The following is a 20,782-nucleotide window of genomic DNA, read 5'->3' as shown; positions in this document are numbered from 1 at the left end:
TTTGGCCTCCGGGTAAAACGGGATTATTGCAGACATGGCTCATTCAGTTCGCCGTACCTTGGCAGCCCTGGTGCTGCTGGGCGTGGCTGTCGCGATCCTGGCTTCGCTGGGCGCGTGGCAGTTGCGGCGTGCCGACGAGCGCCGGGCCATCCTGGCGGCGATCCAGGCCGGCCGTGCCCAGCCGCCACTGGCCCTGGCACCGGCCACCGCACCGGCAGAACTGGGCGCCTGGCGCCCGGCCCGGGCCAACGGGCAATGGCTGGCCCAGTACAGCGTACTACTGCAGAACCGCAATCAGGAAGGCAGGCCGGGCTACTGGCTGGCCACGCCGCTGTTGCTGGACCCCGCGCGCCACAGCGCGGTGCTGGTGCTGCGCGGCTGGCTGCCGCGTGCCGAACCGGGCCAGGCCAGCCCGCCACTGCCGGCCACGCCGGACGGCCAGCACGGCATCACCGGCGAGCTATCGCCGCGCGTGCCGCGCTTGTTCGAGCTCTGGGCCCTGGGCGGTTCGCAGCAAGGCCAACTGCCCGCTACACTGCCGGTGGCCGGCGGCGTCGTGCCGCAGGTACAGAACCTTGAACTGTCGGCTTATGCGCAAGCCACCGGCCTGACGCTGTTGCCGACGGTATTGATGCAGACCCGCGGTGACGACGGGCTGGTGCGCGACTGGCCGCAACCCTCGGTGGACTATGACCAGAACCAGGGCTATGCCCTGCAGTGGTTCTCGTTCGCCGCCATTGCCGCCATTGCCTGGCTGGTGGTGGCCTGGCGCGGCCTGCGGCGCAGCCGTCCGGCGGGCTGACGCCTGTTCTACCCACAATACGATTCTCAGGAAAACAATCCGTGGCTCGCGAAACCCCTATTGCCTCCACCCCCGCCAAGAAGCGCTCGCTGGTGCCGCTGGTGCTGGTGTTCCTGTGCTCGCTGGCGCCCATCCTGGCGGCCTTCGTGATGTACAGCAACCCGCAGTGGTGGCCTGACGAGTCCAGCAACTACGGCACCTTGCTCGATCCGCAGCGCCCCGTGCCGGCGGCCCAGGACCTGCAGCTCACCACGCTGGACGGCCAGCCCTTCGACCTGCAAAGCCTGCGCGGCAAGTGGCTGCTGGTCAGCGCCGGCGAGGCGGCTTGCCCCGAAGCCTGCGCACGCAAGCTATTCATCACCCGCAACTCGCACGCCAGCCAGGGCAAGAACGTCGATCGCCTGGCGCGCGTCTGGTTCATCACCGACGACGGGGACGTGCCGGCCAAGGTGCTCGAGGCCTACCAGGGCACCGTGATGGTGCGGGCGCGCCCCGAGCAACTGGCGCGCTTCCTGCTGGCGCGCGACACCGTGGCGGGCCAGCCCGGGCTGCTCGACCCCATCTGGGTCATCGACCCGCTGGGCAACCTGATGCTGCAATTCCCCGCCGACGCCGATGGCGTCAAAGTGCGCAAAGACATCAGCAAGCTGGTCTACAGCTCGCGCATCGGCTAGCAGGCCTGCATTCACGCCATGTACCGCATCAAGCAACGCTACCGCAAGCTGGTTTTCTTCACCTGGTTCCTGACACTGGACCTGATCATGTTCGGCGCCTTCGTGCGCCTGACCGATTCCGGCCTGGGCTGCCCCGATTGGCCCGGTTGCTACGGCAAGGTGACGCCCCTGGGCGCCATGGGCGACATCCATCAGGCATCGCAAGCCATGCCCTTCGGACCCGTCACCCTGTCAAAGGCCTGGATCGAAATGATCCATCGCTACGTCGGCGCCTTCCTGGGCATGCTGATCATCGCCATCGTGTTCATGGCGTGGCGTTATCGCCGCGAACTGGGCCGTTCGCCCGCGCTGGCGATCACCACGCTGGTGGCCGTGTGCGTGCAGGGCGCCTTCGGCGCCTGGACCGTCACGCACAAGCTGATGCCCGCGGTGGTCACCGCGCACCTGGTATTCGGGCTGTCGGTGCTGGCACTGATGACCTGGCTATCGGCTCGCGAACGCCCGCACCTGCCATTGCCGGCCCGGGCCGCGCGCTGGCGGCCCTGGCTGGTGGGCGGCATGCTGCTGCTGCTGGTGCAAATCACCCTGGGTGGCTGGGTCAGTACCAACTACGCCGCGCTGGCTTGCCTGGATTTCCCCACCTGCCACGGCCAGTGGCTGCCCGACATGGACTTCCATAGCGGGTTCTCGGTCATCCGGGGGCTGGGCGAACTGCCGTCGGGCGAAATGATCTCGCAGAACGCCCTGACCGCCATTCACTGGGTACACCGCAATTTCGCCTTTGTCGTACTGGCCTACCTGGGCGTGCTGGCCTGGCGGCTGCGCGCCGAGCCCGGCCTGCGCGGCCCGGCCACCCTGGCGCTGGCGCTGCTGGCCGCGCAGTTGTTCACCGGCCTGACCACCATTTTCTTCCAATGGCCGCTCTTGATCGCCGTGCTGCACAATGGCGGTGCGGCCGGCCTGACCCTGGCCTGCGTCGTCATGCTGGTGCGCCTGTCCTCCGCCGGGCGCGCCCCGGCGTCAGCCCCTGAGCGCCAGCACGTTTAAAATAGCCTTATGACCAGCCTTGCCGCCTCCCAATCCGGACTACTGCGCCAGTACCTCGTGCTGACCAAGCCGCGCGTGACGCAGCTAGCCGTTTTCTGCGCCATCATCGGCATGTTCCTGGCCGTGCCCGGCTTGCCCGATCCCGGCCGCGTGGTGTTCGGCACCATCGGCATCTGGCTGCTGGCCGCCGCGGCGTTCGCCATCAATTGCCTGATCGAGCAGGAAATCGACGCGCGCATGCTGCGCACGGCGCGCCGCGCCACGGCACGCGGCACGATTTCTTCCACCCAGGTCATCACCCTGTCGGGCCTGCTGGGTGGCGCGGGCATGCTGGTGCTATACCACCTGGTCAACCCCCTGACCATGTGGCTGACCTTCGCCACCTTCGTGGGCTACGCGGTCATTTATACCGTCATCCTCAAGCCGCGCACGCCGCAGAATATCGTCATCGGCGGCCTGTCGGGCGCCATGCCCCCGGCCCTGGGCTGGGCAGCCGTGGCCGACGCCGTACCGGCCGAAGCCTGGGTGCTGGTACTGATCATCTTCATCTGGACGCCGCCTCATTTCTGGGCTCTGGCGCTATACCGCAACCATGATTACGCCAAGGCCGGCCTGCCCATGCTGCCGGTCACGCACGGGCAGCAGTTCACGCGCCTGCATATCCTGCTCTACAGCCTGGCGCTGGTCGCCACCACCACGCTGCCCTACATCATTCGCATGAGCGGGTTGCTGTACCTGGCATGCGCCCTGGCGCTGGGAGGCATGTTCGTGGCCTATGCCTGGCGCCTGTACCGCCAGTACAGCGATGCCCTGGCGCGCCGCATGTTCCGCTTTTCCATCCTGTACCTGGCGCTGCTGTTTGCCGCCTTGCTGGTGGACCACTGGGCCGGCCTGCTGGCCTGATCTCGGAGACCTTGCTTCATGTCCGTGTTTTCCACCCACCGCCGCGCGCTGCTGCGCGGCGCGGCAGCCGTTGCGCTGGCCGGCGCCCTGGCTGCCTGCGGCGACCCCGCCCCCAGCTTCAAGGGTAACGACATCAGCGGCACCCAGTTGGGCAAGGCACTGGCCCTGACCGACCACAATGGCCAGGCCCGTACCCTGCAAGACTTTGCCGGCAAGGTCACGGTGGTGTTCTTCGGCTTTACCCAGTGCCCCGACGTGTGCCCCACCTCGCTGGCCGAACTGTCGCAGGTCATGCAAAAACTGGGCGATGACGCCGACCGCGTGCAGGTGCTGATGATCACGGTCGATCCCGAGCGCGATACGGCCGACATCCTCAAGCAATATGTAACGACGTTCGATCCGCGCTTCCTGGGCCTGACGGGCACGCCCGAGCAGGTCAAGCAGGCGGCGGCCTCTTTCAAGGCTTATTACGCCAAGGTACCCACCGAAGGCGGCAAGAACTACACCATGGACCACACCGCGGCCTTTTACCTGTTCGACGGCAAGGGCGAATCGCGCGTGCTGGCCAGCAACAACGCAGGGGCCGACGCGCTGGCCCACGACATCAAGGCACTGCTGGACTCGTAAGGGGCGGGCAGCCGACAGGTGTCAGGCTCCGCAGGTGCCTGACACCGTACTGTTGAGACAGTCGTGGCACACAATGGTGTCAGGCACCTGCGGAGCCTGACACCCGAAATTAGACCGTCCCCCTATTCAGCCCCGTGGGCCGCGCGCCAGCCCCGGTAGGCGGCCAGGGCCGCCGGGCCTAGTTCTCCTGCCGCAATCTCGCGCCGGTGGCCGATGATCATCAGGGCGTACGGCGTGGCCAGGGCAGCAGCCTGGGCGCACAGGCGCGATTCATCGCCTTGCGAAGGCAGCCGGTTGCGCCAATAATTAATGGCCTGTTCAAGCTCGGGCAAAGGAATCGGCTTATCCATCTGGCCATTGTCCCAGAATGCGAGCCGATCGTCCGGCCATGTCTTGCAAAGGGTCACTATCGCAATACGCCGATACCGTGGCCAGATGCTATACAACGGGCCGTACTGTCTGGAGAACCATCATGAATACTCCTGTTCCCGCCCCGGGCGAAACTCGGCGCCGCGGCCTGCATCCCCTGGTGGCCACCGCCGCCGGGTCGGTCATCGTCTTGTGCGCAATTGCCGCGGCGGCGCTGGTGGGTTGGTTGCCTACTCCGTGGGCCGAATCGTCCGGGCAGCAGCCTCCGCTTCACGAGGCCCAGGCCCAGGCGGCCGAACAGGGCCAGGCCCAGCCTGCAGCGCCCCCGGCTCCCCCAGTGCCCGCCAAGGTCGCCACCGCCCCCAAGGCTGCCCCGGCGCCCAAGCCGGCGGCCAAGCCTGCCACCTGCGCCGATTGCGGCGTGGTCGAAACCATCCGCCCTGTCCAGGCGCCGGTGCAGAACCAAGGTAATAACGTCGTGGGCACGGTCGCTGGCGGGGTCGTGGGCGGCGTGGTCGGCCACCAGTTCGGCGGCGGCCACGGCAAGGACGCGCTGACCGTGCTGGGCGCCCTGGGCGGTGCTTTGGCAGGTCATGAAATCGAGCGTAATATCAGACAGCAACAGACGGTGACGCACTACGAGATGACCGTGCGCATGAACGACGGCAGCACGCGCATGTTCCGTAGCGCACAACCCTTCGCCTATGCGTCGGGCGACCATGTACGGGTCGAGAACGGCCAAGTGCTGCCGCGCTAGGCGTACCTCGCGCGTTCCTGGAGACTGAATGTCCGATTCGAATACCAACCCGTTCGTCCTGCCCGGCCTGGGGCAAGGCGGCGACCTTTCCGGCAACCCCCTGCTGGCCAGCATGGAAATGATGCGCAAGGCATGGGCCGGGCTGGCGGGCCCGGGCGGCCTGGCCCAGGCCTTGCCTATGACGCCGCCCATGAACCTTGAAGACCTCGAGCGTCGCATCGCCGAGCTGCGTTCCGTGGAAAACTGGCTGCGCATGAACTTGTCGATGCTGTCGAGCACCATCCAGGGGATGGAAGTGCAGCGCGCCACCATTGCCACCCTGCGCTCTTTCGTGGGCGGTGCCGCCGCAGGCGGCGATGCTTCGCCCCTGGAAGTCGTGCTGGGCCTGAAGCCGGCCGCTGCGGCGCCACGGCCCGCGGCGCAATCCGCGCCATCGCCAGCTGCCGATGGCGATGCTTCGGCCGGGCAGGCCAGCCCCGACGCCTCGGCGGCCGACCAGGTCAGCCAGGCCGCGCAGTCGGCGTCGCAGGCATGGTGGAACCTGCTGCAGCAGCAGTTCAACCAGCTTGCCACCGCCACCGCCGCCACCATGCCCGATGCCTCGGCATCGGACACGCCGCCCAAGGCCAAGACGCCATCAGCCGGGCAAGACAGCCCGGCCCCGCGCAAGCGTGCGCCCCGCAAAGCTGCGGCCAAGCGCGCGCCGGCACCACGCAAGTCATAATCTTCCGCTTCAATCGCGCGGTGGGTATCCCACCCGCCCTCTTATGCCGCTTTCACACCTATGCTAAATGTCGTAATTCTTGCCGCCGGACTGGGCAAACGCATGCAGTCCGATCTTCCCAAAGTGCTGCATTCCCTGGCCGGCAAGCCCATGCTTGAACACGTGCTCGACAGCGCCAGCCAACTCGAGCCCGGCCGTATCGTGGTCGTGGTGGGCCATGGCGCCGACCGCGTGCGCGCCGCCTTCGAGGGCCGCGCCGGGGTGAGCTTCGCCTTGCAACAGCCGCAGCAGGGCACCGGCCACGCGGTGCAGCAGGCCGTGCCCTTGCTGCAGGAAGACGGCAAAGACGACGTCACCCTGGTGCTGTACGGCGACGTGCCGCTGGTGCAGCCCGATACCTTGCGCCGATTGCTGCAGGCGCGCGGACAGGGGGCGGCCGTGCTGACCGAGATCCTGGACGATGCTACCGGCTACGGCCGCATCGTGCGCAACGAACAAGGCCAGGTGCAGCGCATCGTCGAACACAAAGACGCCAGCGAAGTCGAGCGCGCCATCCGCGAAGTGAACACCGGTATCCTGGTGGCGCCCACGGCGCAACTCAAAGACTGGCTGGGCCGCATCGACAACAACAATGCCCAGGGCGAGTACTACCTGACCGACGTGGTGGGCCTGGCCGTGGCCGATGGCGTGCCCGTCGGCGCGGCACAACCCGGGGCCGGCTGGGAAACCCTGGGCGTCAACAGCCGGGTGCAGCAGGCCGAACTGGAACGCCGCTGGCAGCACGAACAGGCGCGCCTCCTGCTCGAGGCCGGCGTCACGCTGGCCGACCCGGCGCGATTCGACGTGCGCGGCACGCTGACCTGCGGACGCGATGTATTCATCGACGTGGGCTGCGTGTTCGAAGGCAAGGTCGAGCTGGCCGACGGTGTGCGCGTGGGCCCGCATTGCGTGCTGCGTGACGTGTCGGTGGGCGCGGGTACGCATATCGAGGCATTCAGCCACGTGCAGCAGGCCACCGTGGGCCGCGATGCGCGCATCGGCCCCTATGCCCGCCTGAGGCCGGGCGCCAGCCTGGGCGATCGCACTCATGTCGGCAATTTCGTCGAAATCAAGAACAGCGTGTTCGATGCTGACAGCAAGGCCAACCACCTGGCCTACGTCGGCGACGCTGATATCGGCGCGCGCGTGAATGTGGGCGCCGGCACCATTACCTGCAACTACGATGGCGCCAACAAGCACCGTACCGTCATCGAAGACGATGCCTTCATCGGGTCGGACACGCAATTGGTCGCGCCCGTGCGCGTGGGCCGCGGCGCCACACTGGGCGCGGGCACCACCCTGACACGCGACGCGCCGGCCGGCCAACTGACTGTCTCGCGGGCACGCCAGACCACTATCGAGGGCTGGCAGCGTCCCCAGAAAAAATCGTGAGTGCCGAGCCTGCGGCTTCAACCGGGTCGTGCGCTCGCCACGCGCTGCCCGATGGCCTGCCGACGCCACGCAGGCACTGGGCGGCTGCCACTGTCCTGACCGGCATCAGCCTGTCGGTGCTGGACACCACCATTGCCAACGTGGCGCTGCCCACCATCGCCACCGACCTGGATGCCTTGCCGTCCCAGGCGGTATGGGTCGTCAATGCATACAACCTGGCGGTGGTGGTGCTGCTGCTGCCCCTGTCGGCCCTGGCCGAACGCATCGGCTTCAAGCGTATGTTCACCATCGGCCTGGCGCTGTTCGCGCTGGCCTCGTTGTCGGGCGCCTTGTCGCAGTCGCTGTGGCAGCTGACTCTGGCACGCGTGGTGCAGGGCATAGGCGCCGCTTCGCTGATGTGCATGTTCGGCGGGCTGGTGCGCAATATTTATCCGCTGCACCTGCTGGGCCGCGGCATCAGCGTCAACGCGACAACCGTGGCGGTGATGTCGGTGCTGGGGCCCACGCTGGGTTCGGTCATTCTGGAAATCGCCCATTGGCGCTGGATCTTCGCCATCAACCTGCCCGTGTGCGTGGCGGTGATGTTCGGCCTGCGCTACCTGCCTGAAGTGCCGCGCAACAACGTGCGGCTCGACTGGCTGAGCGCGCTGCTGTGCATGGTGACGCTGGGCGTTTTCATTTCAGGCGTCGACACCCTGGGGCAGAGCCCCGTGCAGGGCGTGACCATGATCGCGCTGGCCACCTTGGCCGGCTGGCTATTGGTGCGCCGCGCCAGCGGGCAGCCCGCGCCGCTGGTGCCGGTAGACCTGCTGCGTATCCGCGCCGTGGGGTTTGCCGTGGCGGCCTCGGCCTGCACCTTCGCGGCGCAAATGGCCTCGTACGTGTCGCTGCCCTTCTACTTCCAGCAAATACTGGGCCGGACCTACCTGGAAGTGGGCATGCTGATGGGCGCCTGGCCGGTGGGCACCGCTATCGTCGCGCCCTTGGCGGGCCGCATGTCCGACCGCTATTCGGCGGCCACGCTCAGCGGCATAGGGGCGGCAGGCATGGTGGTCGGGCTGGCCACGCTGGCCTTCCTGCCATTGAGCGTGACCAATCCATGGATCATGGCCGCCATGTTCGTCACGGGCATGGGCTTCGGGTTTTTCCAGACCCCCAACAATCGCGCCATGCTCTCGTCGGCGCCACGCCAGCGCAGCGGCGCCGCCGGCGGGCTGCAGGCCACCACGCGCGTGTTCGGCCAAAGCTTTGGTACCGCGCTGGTGGCCATCGCCTTTGGCGTCAGCGGCGCGGCGGGCCCCACTTTTGCGCTGATCCTCGCCACGCTGTGCGCGGCGGTGGCGGTGGCAGTGAATGCGGTGCGGGTGAACAAACTGAAGATGAGCTAGCGGCCCCATAGCGGTGTCCTTCTATAATGCGGCCGAATAGACCCCTATAGGCATTGCGCATGAAAATCACGGTTATCGGCACGGGCTACGTGGGACTGGTCTCGGGCGCCTGCCTGGCCGACATGGGCAACGAAGTGATTTGCCTGGACGTCGACGCGGCCAAGATCCAGACCCTGCAGCAAGGTGGTATTCCCATCTACGAGCCGGGCCTGGACGAACTGGTCAAGCGCAATGCGCAGGCAGGCCGCCTGCGCTTCACGACAGACATTGCCGAAAGCGTCGCCTTTGGCGACGTGCAGTTCATTGCCGTGGGCACGCCGCCCGGCGAAGACGGCTCGGCCGACCTGCAGCACGTGCTGTCGGCGGCCCGCAACATCGCGCGCCACATGGACAACCGCAAAGTGGTGGTCGACAAGTCCACTGTTCCGGTAGGTACGGCCGACAAGGTGCGCCAGGCCATGGCCGCCATCCTGGCCGAGCGTGGCGTAGACATGCCTTTCAGCGTGGCCTCGAACCCCGAGTTCCTGAAAGAGGGTGCGGCCATCAAAGATTTCATGAGCCCCGACCGCATTATCGTCGGCGCCGATGATGACTACACCGTCGATGTGATGCGGCGCCTGTACGCGCCGTTCCAGCGCACGCACGAACGCCTGATGGTCATGGACGTGCGTTCGGCCGAACTGGCCAAGTACGCGGCCAACGCCATGCTGGCCACCCGCATCTCGTTCATGAACGAGATGGCCAACCTGGCCGAAGTCCTGGGTGCCGACGTCGAACAGGTGCGGCGCGGTATCGGCGCCGACCCGCGCATCGGCTACCACTTCCTGTATCCCGGCGTGGGCTATGGCGGATCGTGCTTTCCCAAAGACGTGCAGGCGCTGGTGCAAACCGCCGCCGAGCACGGGCTGCCCATGCGCGTCGTGACGGCCGCCGAAGCCGCCAACGATGCGCAGAAGCTGCGCCTGTCGCAAAAGATCGTGGCGCGCTATGGCGAAGACCTGTCGGGCCGCACCTTTGCGTTGTGGGGCCTGGCCTTCAAGCCCAACACCGACGATATGCGCGAAGCCCCCAGCCTGACCGCCATCGCCGAACTGACCCGGCGCGGCGCCCGCGTGCGCGCCTACGACCCCGTCGCCATGCCGCATGCGCGCCAGATCCTGGCGCACAACCCGGCCGTCGAATTCGCCGACGACATGTACCAGGCGCTCGATGGCGCCGATGGCCTGCTGATCGCCACCGAATGGAAAGTGTTCCGTGCGCCCGACCTGGACCGCGTGCGCACCCTGCTGAAGACCCCGCTGGTGATCGACGGCCGCAACCTGTACGTGCCTGCCGATATGCGGGCCCAGGGCTTCGAGTACGAAGGCATTGGCCGCGCATGAAGATCCTGCAGCTCAACTTCGAGAAAGGCTGGCGCGGCGGCGAACGCCAGACGCTGTACTGCATGCGCGCCTTCCGCGCCGCCGGCCATCAGGTTGAATTGCTGTGCCGCGCCGGCGGCCCGCTGGAAAGCCGCGCCGGCGAAGAAGGCTTCGTGGCCCATGGCGTGCGCAACGTGCCGGCGCAACTGGCCTTCCTGGCCCGTGCCGGGCGGGGCTACGACATCATTCACGCGCAAACCGCCAACACCGTCACGTGGGCCGTGTTGACCAAGGCCTTGCACCATCGGCCCGTGGTGTTCTCGCGCCGCACCTCATTCGTGGTCGAGCCGAACGAAGAATGGAAAACCGGCGCCAAGTGGCGGCGCGTGGACTGCTTCGTGGCCATCAGCGAAATGGCCGCGGCCGAACCGCGCCGGCTGGGGCTGCACCCCGTCATCATCCGCAGTGCCGTCGAACCTCACGAGGTCGACCGCGACCACGTCGAACGCCTGGTCGGCGAACTGGGCCTGCAGGGCAAGAAAGTGCTGGCCACTTCAGCCGCGCTGATCCGGGACAAAGACCCCTTGACCCTGATCCGCGCCGTGGGCGAACTGGCCCGCACGCGCGGCGATTTCGTCTTCGTGCATTTTGGCGCCGGGGGCGACCGCGAAGCCGAATCGCGCGCCGAAGTGCACGCGCTGGGCTTGCAAGACGTGTACCTGTTCGCGGGCTTTCGCAAGGGCATCGAAGACTTCTATAGCGTTTTCGACGTATTCGTCATGAGCTCGCAAGAAGAAGCGCTGGGCAGCAGCGTGCTGGATGCGTTCCTGCAGCATGTGCCGGTAGTGTCCACCGATGCTGGCGGCCTGAAAGAAAGCCTGGCCGACGGCCGTGGCGTGCTGTGCGCCACCGGCGACTGGCAAGCGATGGCGCAGGGCATGGCCCGCTGCCTGGACGACGCCGCATTTCGTGCCGACTGCACCAAGCGTGCCTACGACTACGTGCGCACCGAACACGACGTCACCGAAATGGGCCGCCGCTACCTGGCCCAGTTCGAGCGGCTGCTGGCAGCGAAAGCAGGGTAGGCGCGCCAGCCGCAGCCAGCGCAGCCAAGTGTCGCAGCCAGGGGTCAGGCTCCCGTCAGGGTGCCTGACCCCGTACGACTGAGACAGTGATGGCACACGATGGGGTCAGGCACCTGCGGAGCCTGACCCCTGGCTACCCGCCGACACATCGATCCGGGTTTCGAACTTTGCCCGGTGCACCGAAAAGAAGGTGCGCACATTGCGCACGTTCGCCTGTGCCGTGAACACCCGGTGTACCAGTGCATGGTAGGACGGCATATCGCGCACCTGCGCCACCACCACGAAATCCGGCCCCGGCGATACCCGATAGCACTGCAGCACGGCCGGTTCGTCCAGCAGGCTGCGCTCGAACGCGTCCAGGCTTTCCGCCGCCTGCACGTCCAGCGTGATTTCCACGATGGCCGTCAAAGTGCTGCCCAGCTTCTCGGGCGCCAGAATCGCCACCTGCCGCGCGATGACGCCGGATTCCACCAACCGTCGCACCCGCCGCAGGCAGGTAGGGGGCGACGCATGTACCCGCGCCGCCAGCTCCTGATTGGTCAGTGCGCAGTCGCGCTGAAGCTGATCCAGGATGCGGCGGTCCAGATCGTCCAGTTCAACAAGGGGAAGGGCCTGTTCTTGCATTTTTATTTCATAAAAGACTGATTTACGAAAATATATTTAATCACGTATTTGTAAGAAAATCAGCTTTCACATAAGACAAAATAAAGAAATCAAATTTCAGGCCAGCAAGTGCACAATGCGCCGATACGCAAATCATCGGAGATTGCCTTATGTGCGGCATTGTTGGCGCCGTCGCCCAGCGCGACATCACCCCCATCCTGGTCGAAGGCCTGAAGCGGCTGGAATACCGCGGCTACGACTCGTGCGGCGTGGCGCTGTACATCGACGGCCACTTGCGCCGCACGCGCAGCACGCAGCGCGTGGCCGAACTGGCCGACCAGGTCGCCCAGGACAAGCTGGCCGGCTTCACCGGCATCGCGCACACCCGCTGGGCCACCCATGGCGTGCCCGCTACCCACAATGCCCACCCGCATTTTTCGCACCTGGGCAAAGACGAGCCGCGTATCGCGCTGGTGCACAACGGCATCATCGAGAATCACGACGAACTGCGCGCTGAACTGCAGGCCGCTGGCTACGTGTTCGAAAGCCAGACCGACACCGAAGTCATCGCCCACCTGGTCAACCACCTGTACAACGGCGACCTGTTCGATGCCGTGCAACAGACCGTGCGCCGCCTGCATGGCGCCTACGCCATCGCCGTGTTCTGCCGCGACGAACCGCATCGCGTGGTCGGCGCGCGCCAGGGCTCGCCCCTGGTCGTGGGCGTGGGCCAGAACGAGAACTTCCTGGCCTCTGACGCGCTGGCCCTGGCCGGTACCACCGACCAGATCATCTACCTGGAAGACGGCGATGTCGTCGACCTGCAGCTCTCGCGCGTGTGGATCACCGATACCGAAGGCAAACCCGTCGAGCGCAAGGTGCACACCGTGCAAGTGCACACCGGCGCGGCCGAACTGGGCCCGTATCGTCATTACATGCAGAAGGAAATCTTCGAGCAGCCGCGCGCGGTGGGCGATACCCTGCAAGACATCGAGGCCATCTCGCCCGAACTATTCGGCGACGAGGCCCACAAGGTCTTCAAGGAAATCGATTCGTTGCTCATCCTGGCTTGCGGCACCAGCTACTATGCCGGCCTGACCGCCAAGTACTGGATCGAATCCATCGCCAGGATTCCGGTGGCCGTCGAGATCGCCAGCGAGTATCGCTACCGCGACAGCGTGCCCAACCCGCGCACTCTGGTGGTGACCATCTCGCAGTCGGGCGAAACCGCCGATACCCTGGCCGCGCTGAAGCACGCGCGTTCGCTGGGCATGGAACAGACCCTGACCATCTGCAACGTCGCCACCAGCGCCATGGTGCGCGAGTGCAAGCTGTCGTACATCACCCGGGCCGGGGTCGAGATCGGCGTGGCGTCCACCAAGGCATTTACCACCCAGTTGACGGCGCTGTTCCTGCTGACGCTCGCGCTGGCCCAGACGCGCGGCCAGCTCACTGCCGAACAGGAAGCCGAGCACCTGAAGGCGCTGCGCCACCTGCCGGTGGCCATCGGCTCGGTGCTGGCGCTGGAACCGCAGATCATGGCCTGGGCCGATCGCTTCGCCACCAAAGAAGATGCCCTGTTCCTGGGCCGCGGCATGCATTACCCCATTGCCCTGGAAGGCGCGCTGAAGCTGAAGGAAATCAGCTACATCCACGCCGAGGCGTATCCGGCCGGCGAATTGAAGCACGGCCCTCTGGCGCTGGTAACCGACCAGATGCCGGTGGTTACCATCGCGCCGAAGGATTCGCTGCTGGAAAAACTGAAGTCCAACATGCAGGAAGTGCGCGCACGCGGCGGCGAGCTTTATGTATTCGCCGATGCGGATAGCCGCATTGCCAGCGACGAGGGCATGCATGTGATCCGCATGCCCGAACACTATGGCATGCTGTCGCCCATCCTGCACACGATTCCGCTGCAACTGCTGTCGTATCACACGGCATGCGCACGTGGCACGGATGTGGACAAGCCGCGGAATCTGGCCAAGAGCGTGACGGTGGAGTAGTCGTGGAACTTCTTGGTTGATCTGATTGCGTGGAATAAATTTGGTCAGGAATCGGTCGTTACGGCCAACTTTATTTCACGTACGCAGTTAGAAGCAAAATCCAATAGGCATGGCAGTGTTGCCTAGTCAAAGGGATTTGCTGCGACCTTCAGATGGAGCAACTTTCGAATAAGACACGGCCTTGCCGCTCAATCTTCCTGCCTGGGGATTCCTGGCGCTTGTTCCGAAAAATGCTGGCTTATCCACTGCTCACACACCGTCCATAGCTGGGGCGCGCCCCTCTTGATGGCAGGGCCGTACCGAGAAAGCACCTGTTGACATGAAATACCGTTCTCCGTCCAGGTTCCTCCGCCGGTGAATATATTCGTCAGTAGCGGCTGAAAACGATCGAGTGCTTTCGCGAACTTCGCGTCTTCTGTTTCTGCCCGCTCAAATTCTTGCCACAGTCCGAGAAACTCGTCGCGTTGCGACGGCGGCAATCGGCCAAACAACCGCGTTGCCGCTCGGGACTCTTGCTCAGCCTGCAATTCGCTTGCATATCCGCCATGGATGGGAAAGTCACCGACATCTATCTCGACAATGTCATGCAGCAAAAGCATCTGTATGACCCGGTTCGAGTTCACCGCCCCGCAGGCATGCTCGTTCAGTACCAAGGCGTACATCGCCAAGTGCCAGGAATGTTCGGCGGAATTTTCCTTCCGGCTTCCGTCAAGCAAAGGTGATTGCCGTATGACGGTCTTCAGCCTGTCGATTTCTCTTAGAAAGCTCAGCTGCTTATCCAATGTAGGCAATGGCATGATCTTCTACGTATAAAGTGAATTCGCAGATCGTTGGCCCAGGCCAGGCCGAGATCGAGGCTTGGCATCAGGTCTACAATGACAGCCGGCTTTATATGATCGCTGTGAAATGATATAGGAAACATGCTACTTGGCGGCCACAACAAGACCTACACATACAACGCGGGCTTACATCGCAGATACGCTGGCCCTGGTCCTGTTCTTTACAACAACCGGCGCACTGAACGAACGCTTTATAGCTGGGATGACATGGGACCAGGTTCTTCATGCGCGCTTGATCGGCGGCGTCTTGATGATCCCGGTCGGGCGGCCGTACGGTATGTGGCGCGACTGGGTGATGCGCCACGCCAAGCAAACGCGCTCATCGCAGATTCTCTGGGACAGCTTGGCCCTGATGAGCTTCCAGGTGCCTATCTATGCCGCGATCATCGCGTTCAGTGGCGCGACCGGAGATGGCCTGTTGCGGGGAATACTTGGTGCGGCGGCGATGATGCTGTTCCTGGGCCGCCCCTACGGGGCATTCCTCAACTGGATCAGGCACCTTTTCGGCCTGCCGCCCGGCGGCGAGAAACCCATGTCGCTAAACAACTAAGCCAACGTTTGTTCTAGTCCACCTTCGCCCCGGATTGCCTCACGAGCTCGCCCCAGGTCGTGTATTCGCGCTTGAGCAGATCGGCGAACGCTTCCGGGCTGGACGGCCGGGGCAAGGCTCCCAGGGATTCAAGCTTCGCGGCAACCTCCGGGTCCCGCAGGATCGCCTGTAATTGGTCGTTGATGGTCTTTACGCATGCGTCGGGCGTGCCTGCGGGGAACACCATTCCAAGCCAGGCAGCCACGTCGAAGCCCTTGACGCCCAGTTCGTCCAGCGTGGGCGTGTCCGGGAACAGCTTCAGCCGTTCGGGCACAGTCACGGCCAGCAGCTTGAGACGGCCCGAATCGATGAAAGGCTTCGCTACCGTGACGGTCTCGATGCCGACGTCCACGTTGCCAGCGGCGATGTCCGTCATGGCGCGCGCGCTGCCCTTGTAGGGCACGTGGACAAGTTCGGTACCGGTTTCTCGCTGCAGCAGTTCCATGCCCAAGTGGGACAGGGTGCCGCTGCCCGACGAGGTGTGATCCAGTTCGCCCGGATGGGCCTTGGCATATTTCAGGAAACCCTTGAAATCATCGAAAGGCGCATCGGCGCGCGCCACCATCACCAGCGGGAAATCGATCAGGGTGCCGATGGGCTTGAAATCTTTCAACGTGTCGTAGCCGACCGACTTATACAGGTGCGGGTTGGTGACATAGGCCGCAGTCGCGGAAAGCACCATGGTATAGCCATCGGGCTTGGCCTTGGCCAACTGGGCCAGCGCAAGGCTGGCGCCCTGGCCGGGCTTGTTTTCCACGATGAAGGACTGGCCCAGTTTTTGTGCCAGTTTTTCCGCCACCAGGCGGCCCACGATGTCCGTCGCCTGGCCTGGCGGATACCCGATGATCATGGTCACGGGCTTGTCCGGGTAGGCCGCCCATGTGGGCGACGTGGCGGCAAGGGCCAGCGTGCCGGCCGCCATCCATTTGGCAAAAGTCTTCATTTTCCTGTCTCCTGTTTTTTTCGTCGGCCAATAACGGCTTGCATCAAATAACGCCCGCCTCTTTCAGCGCTGCGATGTCTTCATGACTTAGCCCCAGCGCCTGCAGGACCTCGTCATTGTGTTGCCCGATGGAAGGGCCGGCATGTCGCACCGTCCCGGGCGAGTTAATGAAAACCGGCGCCACGCTTTGCATGCGCACGGTGCCCAGTTCGTCATCCCGCACTTCGACCACTGCCTTGCGGGCGGCGAAGTGCGGGTCCGCGAAGATATCCGCGATGTCGTAGATGGGGCTGAACCCTACTTCGTTCTCGTCCAGGCTGGCGCCCAGTTCGTCCAGCGTACGCTTGGCGATCTCGTCCCGGATGATGGTATCGAGCGCTTGCCGGTTCGCCACGCGTTCGGGGTTGGCCAGGAAGCGCTCGTCGGCGATCAAGTCCGTCCGCCCCAGGGTGCGGCAGAAGCGTTCATAGATGCTCTGGGTGGATGCGGCAATCGACGCCCACTTGCCATCGCGCGTCTTGTAGATATTGCCCGGCGCGGCGTATTGGCTGAAGCTGCCGGAACGTTGCCGCACGATTCCCAACTGGTCGTACTCGATGGGCAGGAATTCCATGATCCGGAACATGGACTCCATCAGCGAGCAGTCGATTTCCTCGCCCTTCGCCGTACCACCCGTGTGGCGCTGGTACAAGGCGGCCAGCACGCCGACGGCGCCGAACAAGCCTGCCACCGCATCCGCAATAGGAAAACCCAGGTGCAACGGCGGGCCGTCGGCCTCGCCGCAGATATTGGTGAAGCCGGTCATGGCCTCGAATACCCGTGCGAAGCCAGGCCGATGGTTGTAAGGGCCGGTCTGGCCGAAACCCGTGACACGCAGGATCGTCAGGTCGGGATTGATCTCGTGCATCCAGCCCTTGGTGATGCCCCAGCCATCCAGTCTGCCCGGCCGAAAGTTCTCGACCAGTACGTCGTAGTCCGGCAGCAGCCGTCCCAGCAGCTCGCGACCTTCCGGGCGGCGCAGGTCGATGGTGATGCCGCGCTTGTTGCGGTTGGTGACCTTCCACCACAGGGGCACGCCGTCCTTGTATGGCGGCAGGCTGCGCAGCGAATCGCCCGCGCCAGGCAGTTCTACCTTCAGCACGTCGGCGCCCAGGTCGCCCAGCATGGTCGCCGCGAACGGACCCGCGTACACCGTGGACAGATCGAGTACCCGCAGGCCTTTCAAGGGCCCCGGAAACGTAGAGGGATCGTGCGCGTCAGGCATGGTTATCGCTTCAGTGGAATAATCGTTCCATCGAGTATAGGAAGCCACCCCATACGCCGGAACCTGCATATCCTGGATATCAGCCATGCATGATTTAGATAGCCCATTGCTGGACCTGAGGAACATCCGCTGCTTTGTCGTCGCTGCCGAGTACGGCAGCCTCAGCAGCGCGGCCAGCACGTTGGGCATGGCGCAATCGGCCCTCAGCCGGCAAGTGTCGCAACTGGAGTCCCTGCTGGGTTGCCGGCTGTTTCATCGTACGGGGCGCGGCGTGGCGCTCACGGAAATCGGGCAAGCCATCCTGCCGCGCGCGCAGATCATGCTGCAGACGGCAGGCCAGTTGGTGGACGACGTCCTGGCGCAGCGCAACCAACCGGCGGGCAGCGTCACGATAGGCGTGTTGCCGGGGCTGTCGCGCCCGCTCATGAGCCGGGTACTGAGGCGGTTGCTGGCCGCTTATCCGGACATTCGCTTGAAAGCCGTCGAGGCCTACAGCGGCGAAGTAGAGAACATGCTGGCCGAAGGCCGTGCCGATATCGGCATCTTCAACCGCTACCGTCCCACGCAACGCGATGCCCGCGAAGCCGTCTTCAGCGCGCCGCTGTACCTGGTGGGTAGGGCGGGCGCGCTCGCGCTGGCCAGGCAGCCGGTGCGGCTGGGCGCGATGGCGCGCGTACCCTTGGTGCTGCCGGCGCGGCCTAACGGCATGCGCTCGTACCTGGATGAAGTCTGCAACCGGCGCGGCCTGAAGTTGAATGTGGTGCTCGAAGCGAGCAGCGGTACGCTGATAAGAGAGGTCGTGCTCAATTGTGACGTCTACAGCCTGTTGCCATACCATGCGGTGGCAGACGAAATATGTGCAGGCACGCTTGCCATGGCGCCCATCAAGGACCCTGTTCTTCGACAGGCCGCTTTCGTGGACACCACCCGCAAGCACCCTTTGTCGAACGCGTCGAAAGCGGTACTGAAGGTGGTGCTGGAAGAAATGCGCGCGCTCGATACTACCGTGAAAAAAGCCGACGGCTGAAGGCGCCTGGCCTGTGGCCCGAGCAGCCGCACGTTATTGGGTCGCTGTGCCGCCCGCACGTGGTGGGCATTCAGATACGTCGTGACGAAGACGAGGCCGTCAGGTTGACAGACCTACATGTCGAGTTGACCATGGAGTTGGTCCCGGACGCCTCGCTGCCGCATGAGTCTATGGGCGAGGGCCGAGCGTTTTGACCGCTCCTGATTCTTCGGATTTCCTTCAATCTCACGCGCATGACAGCAGCTCCGAGGCGCATGCCGTTTCCTAGCCGCGCCATGCCGACGCCCCGTGGCTCGCATAGGTGTTATGAAAACTGCTCATAGCCCAAAGCAATATTCATCATTTGTCCCGGTCGCCTGGGAACCGTACGCTCTCAAGTCAGTTGCCTGCCCTCGCAACTGCCATAACTCCTACAACCATGGGACAGCGTATGAAGACCTTGCTTGCATGCCTGCTGGCACTCTCGACGATATCCGCCCCGGCCTTGGCGCAAAACTACCCCGATCGACCTGTGCGCGTGCTGGTGCCTTTCGCCCCCGGCGGCGTCGTAGACATTGCTGCGCGCCACGTCAGCGAACAATTATCCAAGACCTGGAATCAATCGGTAATCGTGGAAAACCGGCCCGGCGGCAACGGCTTTATTGCCACCACCGCGGCGGCGCGGGCTGCGCCGGACGGTTACACGCTACTCATGGCCCATACCGGGGAGTTCTCGGTCAACCCGGCGGTGTTCCCCAAAGTGCCCTACGACCTGGATCGAGACTTTGAGCCCATTACCCTGGTGAGCGATACGCCGTTGGTGCTTGCCACTAAGTCCGACTCCAAGCTCGATTCAATCAAGACCGTCATTGAACTGTCCAAGGCCACGCCCGACTCGCTGACTTTCTCGTCGCCAGGCAGGGGAAGCTTCAACCACCTGGCAGGCGAATGGTTCGCCAATAGCGCTGGCATCGAGTTGATGCACGTGCCTTATCGCGGCGGATCGCCCGCGGCAGCCGCAGTGGCCTCAGGCGAAGTATCGTTGGGAGTGGTAGCGGCTTCGTCCATGGACCAGTTCGTCAAGTCGGGACACGTCAAGATCCTGGCAGTCATGACCAAGCGGAAGATCGCTTCACGGCCCGACTGGCCCACGCTGGAGGACGCGGGCGTTAAGGACGTGGACGCAGCGAATTGGGTCGGCCTGTTTGCCCCCAAAGGTACTCCACCCGAAATTCTCGAGAAGATCAACCGTGACGTGAATGAGGCCCTGCAAAGCCGCAAGCTGCAGGAAACCTTCGCCATGGGCGGTGGCGAGGCGGTGGGCACTACGCCGCAGGAGTTTCGTGTGCGCATCGCGCGGGATCTGCAAACTAACCGAGAAATCGCGCAGCGCGCCAACGTGCAGATGCAGGAATGACACCGCTTTTCCTTGAGGCGGCCGGCCGTCGCCTGGCCACCTCAGCGCCGGCGAGCGATCGAAAAAACAGGAGTTGGCAGCATGTCCTCGAGACCGGATATTACGCCCCAGTACGGCCAGGCCCAGGCTGGCGATGGCGCAACCCTTCACTATCAGATCTATAGAAACAAAGCGAGCGACCAGTGCATCGTGCTTCTGCACTCGTTGGCCATGGACTATCGGTTCTGGCGCCTGATAGCGCCAGCCCTGGCAAGCTGGGCCACCGTGATCTGTCCGGACGTACGCGGACATGGGCAGTCATCCAAGCCGACTGGCCCGTACTCCATTTCGCTGTTCGCCCGGGACTTGAAGGAACTGCTGCAATCGCTAGGCTACCGACAGGCCATCGTAGGCGGCGCATCTATGGGCGGCTGCATCGCGTTGCAGTTTGGCATCGACTATCCCGAACTGGCAACCAGTCTGGCGCTGATCGATACCACGGCCTGGTACGGACCGACCGCGCCAGCGGACTGGAGCGGACGTGGCCAGAAGGCGGTCACCGAAGGATTCGGGGCGCTGGTGCAGTTCCAGACCACGCGCTGGTTCAGCGATGAGTTCCGCCGTGCGCAGCCCGACATTGTGCAAACATGCGTTGATACCTTTCTGGCCAATGACTCCGATGCCTATGTGGCGACCTGTCATGCCATGGGCAGCTTCGACGGGCGTGAAGGAGCCAAGCGCATTGGCTGCCCAGCCGAGGTCGTGGTGGGGGAACAAGACTACGCGGCCCCCGTGTCGATGGCCCAGGACCTGCATGCCGTCATTTCGGGCTCGGCTTTGACCGTCATACCGTCCGCCCGGCATCTCACTCCTCTCGAAACGCCGACGGTGATTGTCCAGGCCTTTGAGCGGTTGCTGGCCGGTGCAGGTGACACCCCTGTATGAGCGCCCGCCTACCCAAGCAAGGAACG

Annotated in this window: 21 protein-coding genes; 16 read left to right on the top strand and 5 right to left on the bottom strand. The window is 64.4% G+C overall.

Annotated elements, in window-relative coordinates; genetic code table 11:
• The first annotated feature begins 34 nt into the window (after positions 1-34).
• The 5 genes from KW845_RS18310 to KW845_RS18290 all read left to right on the top strand — a co-directional run bounded on the left by KW845_RS18310 (position 35) and on the right by KW845_RS18290 (position 4,053).
• Entirely contained in the window at positions 35-802 is a 768-nt protein-coding gene (locus tag KW845_RS18310; protein WP_218370763.1) for an SURF1 family protein, read from the top strand.
• A gap of 92 nt (positions 803-894) precedes the next feature.
• Complete coding sequence (locus KW845_RS18305) at positions 895-1,476, top strand: SCO family protein (RefSeq protein WP_370628272.1); 582 nt, start codon at positions 895-897, stop codon at positions 1,474-1,476.
• Positions 1,477-1,494: 18 nt separating this feature from the next.
• Positions 1,495-2,523, top strand: a complete 1,029-nt coding sequence (locus KW845_RS18300; RefSeq protein ID WP_218370761.1) for a heme A synthase — start codon at positions 1,495-1,497, stop codon at positions 2,521-2,523.
• Positions 2,524-2,532: 9 nt separating this feature from the next.
• Positions 2,533-3,426 (top strand): heme o synthase, encoded by an 894-nt coding sequence (gene cyoE / locus KW845_RS18295; RefSeq protein WP_218370760.1) that lies wholly within the window; start codon positions 2,533-2,535, stop codon positions 3,424-3,426.
• 18 nt (positions 3,427-3,444) lie between these two features.
• Positions 3,445-4,053 carry an SCO family protein gene (locus KW845_RS18290; RefSeq protein WP_218370759.1) on the top strand — a complete coding sequence of 203 codons (609 nt, stop codon included), beginning with the start codon at positions 3,445-3,447 and terminating at the stop codon, positions 4,051-4,053.
• Positions 4,054-4,175: 122 nt separating this feature from the next.
• On the opposite strand, the gene KW845_RS18285 is transcribed toward KW845_RS18290, so the two are convergent.
• Positions 4,176-4,403 carry a DUF3717 domain-containing protein gene (locus KW845_RS18285; RefSeq protein WP_218370758.1) on the bottom strand — a complete coding sequence of 76 codons (228 nt, stop codon included), beginning with the start codon at positions 4,401-4,403 and terminating at the stop codon, positions 4,176-4,178.
• Positions 4,404-4,525: 122 nt separating this feature from the next.
• Between KW845_RS18285 and KW845_RS18280 the strand changes: the two genes are divergently transcribed.
• The 6 genes from KW845_RS18280 to KW845_RS18255 are packed head-to-tail and all read left to right on the top strand — an operon-like array spanning position 4,526 to position 11,168.
• Complete coding sequence (locus tag KW845_RS18280) at positions 4,526-5,179, top strand: glycine zipper 2TM domain-containing protein (protein ID WP_218370757.1); 654 nt, start codon at positions 4,526-4,528, stop codon at positions 5,177-5,179.
• A 28-nt stretch (positions 5,180-5,207) separates the two neighbouring features.
• Positions 5,208-5,903: a PhaM family polyhydroxyalkanoate granule multifunctional regulatory protein gene (locus KW845_RS18275; protein WP_218370756.1), complete on the top strand. Its 696-nt coding sequence runs from the start codon at positions 5,208-5,210 to the stop codon at positions 5,901-5,903.
• A gap of 60 nt (positions 5,904-5,963) precedes the next feature.
• Positions 5,964-7,334, top strand: coding sequence for a bifunctional UDP-N-acetylglucosamine diphosphorylase/glucosamine-1-phosphate N-acetyltransferase GlmU (gene glmU, locus KW845_RS18270; protein ID WP_218370755.1), 1,371 nt, complete (start codon positions 5,964-5,966; stop codon positions 7,332-7,334).
• On the top strand, positions 7,331-8,722 hold the full coding sequence (locus tag KW845_RS18265) for an MFS transporter (protein ID WP_218370754.1): 1,392 nt from the start codon (positions 7,331-7,333) through the stop codon (positions 8,720-8,722). Before glmU ends, KW845_RS18265 begins: the two co-directional genes overlap by 4 nt.
• 59 nt (positions 8,723-8,781) lie before the next feature.
• On the top strand, positions 8,782-10,104 hold the full coding sequence (locus KW845_RS18260; RefSeq protein WP_218370753.1) for a UDP-glucose/GDP-mannose dehydrogenase family protein: 1,323 nt from the start codon (positions 8,782-8,784) through the stop codon (positions 10,102-10,104).
• On the top strand, positions 10,101-11,168 hold the full coding sequence (locus KW845_RS18255) for a glycosyltransferase family 4 protein (RefSeq protein WP_218370752.1): 1,068 nt from the start codon (positions 10,101-10,103) through the stop codon (positions 11,166-11,168). The genes KW845_RS18260 and KW845_RS18255 overlap by 4 nt, the downstream gene beginning before the upstream one ends.
• Positions 11,169-11,273: 105 nt before the next feature.
• Here KW845_RS18255 and KW845_RS18250 read toward each other — a convergent pair whose 3' ends face one another.
• Entirely contained in the window at positions 11,274-11,792 is a 519-nt protein-coding gene (locus tag KW845_RS18250; protein WP_218370751.1) for an Lrp/AsnC family transcriptional regulator, read from the bottom strand.
• Positions 11,793-11,941: 149 nt separating this feature from the next.
• Between KW845_RS18250 and glmS the strand changes: the two genes are divergently transcribed.
• Positions 11,942-13,774, top strand: a complete 1,833-nt coding sequence (gene glmS / locus KW845_RS18245; RefSeq protein WP_218370750.1) for a glutamine--fructose-6-phosphate transaminase (isomerizing) — start codon at positions 11,942-11,944, stop codon at positions 13,772-13,774.
• Positions 13,775-13,962: 188 nt separating this feature from the next.
• Here the strand turns inward: glmS and KW845_RS18240 are convergent, their stop codons facing one another.
• On the bottom strand, positions 13,963-14,571 hold the full coding sequence (locus KW845_RS18240; RefSeq protein ID WP_218370749.1) for an HD family hydrolase: 609 nt from the start codon (positions 14,569-14,571) through the stop codon (positions 13,963-13,965).
• Between the two features lie 130 nt (positions 14,572-14,701).
• Between KW845_RS18240 and alaE the strand changes: the two genes are divergently transcribed.
• Entirely contained in the window at positions 14,702-15,163 is a 462-nt protein-coding gene (gene alaE, locus KW845_RS18235; RefSeq protein ID WP_218370748.1) for an L-alanine exporter AlaE, read from the top strand.
• Between the two features lie 13 nt (positions 15,164-15,176).
• On the opposite strand, the gene KW845_RS18230 is transcribed toward alaE, so the two are convergent.
• Positions 15,177-16,145 carry a tripartite tricarboxylate transporter substrate binding protein gene (locus KW845_RS18230; RefSeq protein ID WP_218370747.1) on the bottom strand — a complete coding sequence of 323 codons (969 nt, stop codon included), beginning with the start codon at positions 16,143-16,145 and terminating at the stop codon, positions 15,177-15,179.
• Positions 16,146-16,188: 43 nt separating this feature from the next.
• A complete protein-coding gene (locus tag KW845_RS18225) occupies positions 16,189-17,409 on the bottom strand; it encodes a CaiB/BaiF CoA-transferase family protein (protein WP_218370746.1) in 1,221 nt (406 codons plus the stop codon).
• Between the two features lie 85 nt (positions 17,410-17,494).
• Between KW845_RS18225 and KW845_RS18220 the strand changes: the two genes are divergently transcribed.
• The 3 genes from KW845_RS18220 to KW845_RS18210 all read left to right on the top strand — a co-directional run bounded on the left by KW845_RS18220 (position 17,495) and on the right by KW845_RS18210 (position 20,756).
• A complete protein-coding gene (locus tag KW845_RS18220) occupies positions 17,495-18,436 on the top strand; it encodes a LysR family transcriptional regulator (protein WP_218370745.1) in 942 nt (313 codons plus the stop codon).
• Positions 18,437-18,866: 430 nt separating this feature from the next.
• Positions 18,867-19,832: a tripartite tricarboxylate transporter substrate binding protein gene (locus tag KW845_RS18215; protein WP_218370744.1), complete on the top strand. Its 966-nt coding sequence runs from the start codon at positions 18,867-18,869 to the stop codon at positions 19,830-19,832.
• An 81-nt stretch (positions 19,833-19,913) separates the two neighbouring features.
• Positions 19,914-20,756 (top strand): alpha/beta fold hydrolase, encoded by an 843-nt coding sequence (locus tag KW845_RS18210; RefSeq protein ID WP_218370743.1) that lies wholly within the window; start codon positions 19,914-19,916, stop codon positions 20,754-20,756.
• Positions 20,757-20,782: the final 26 nt, after the last annotated feature.

It is taken from the genome of Bordetella sp. BOR01 (assembly GCF_019218885.1).
In the GTDB taxonomy this organism is placed as follows: Bacteria; Pseudomonadota; Gammaproteobacteria; order Burkholderiales; family Burkholderiaceae_B; genus Bordetella_A.
The sequence above is the reverse complement of the archived record's forward strand: the minus strand, read 5'-3'. Positions and strand labels throughout refer to the sequence as shown.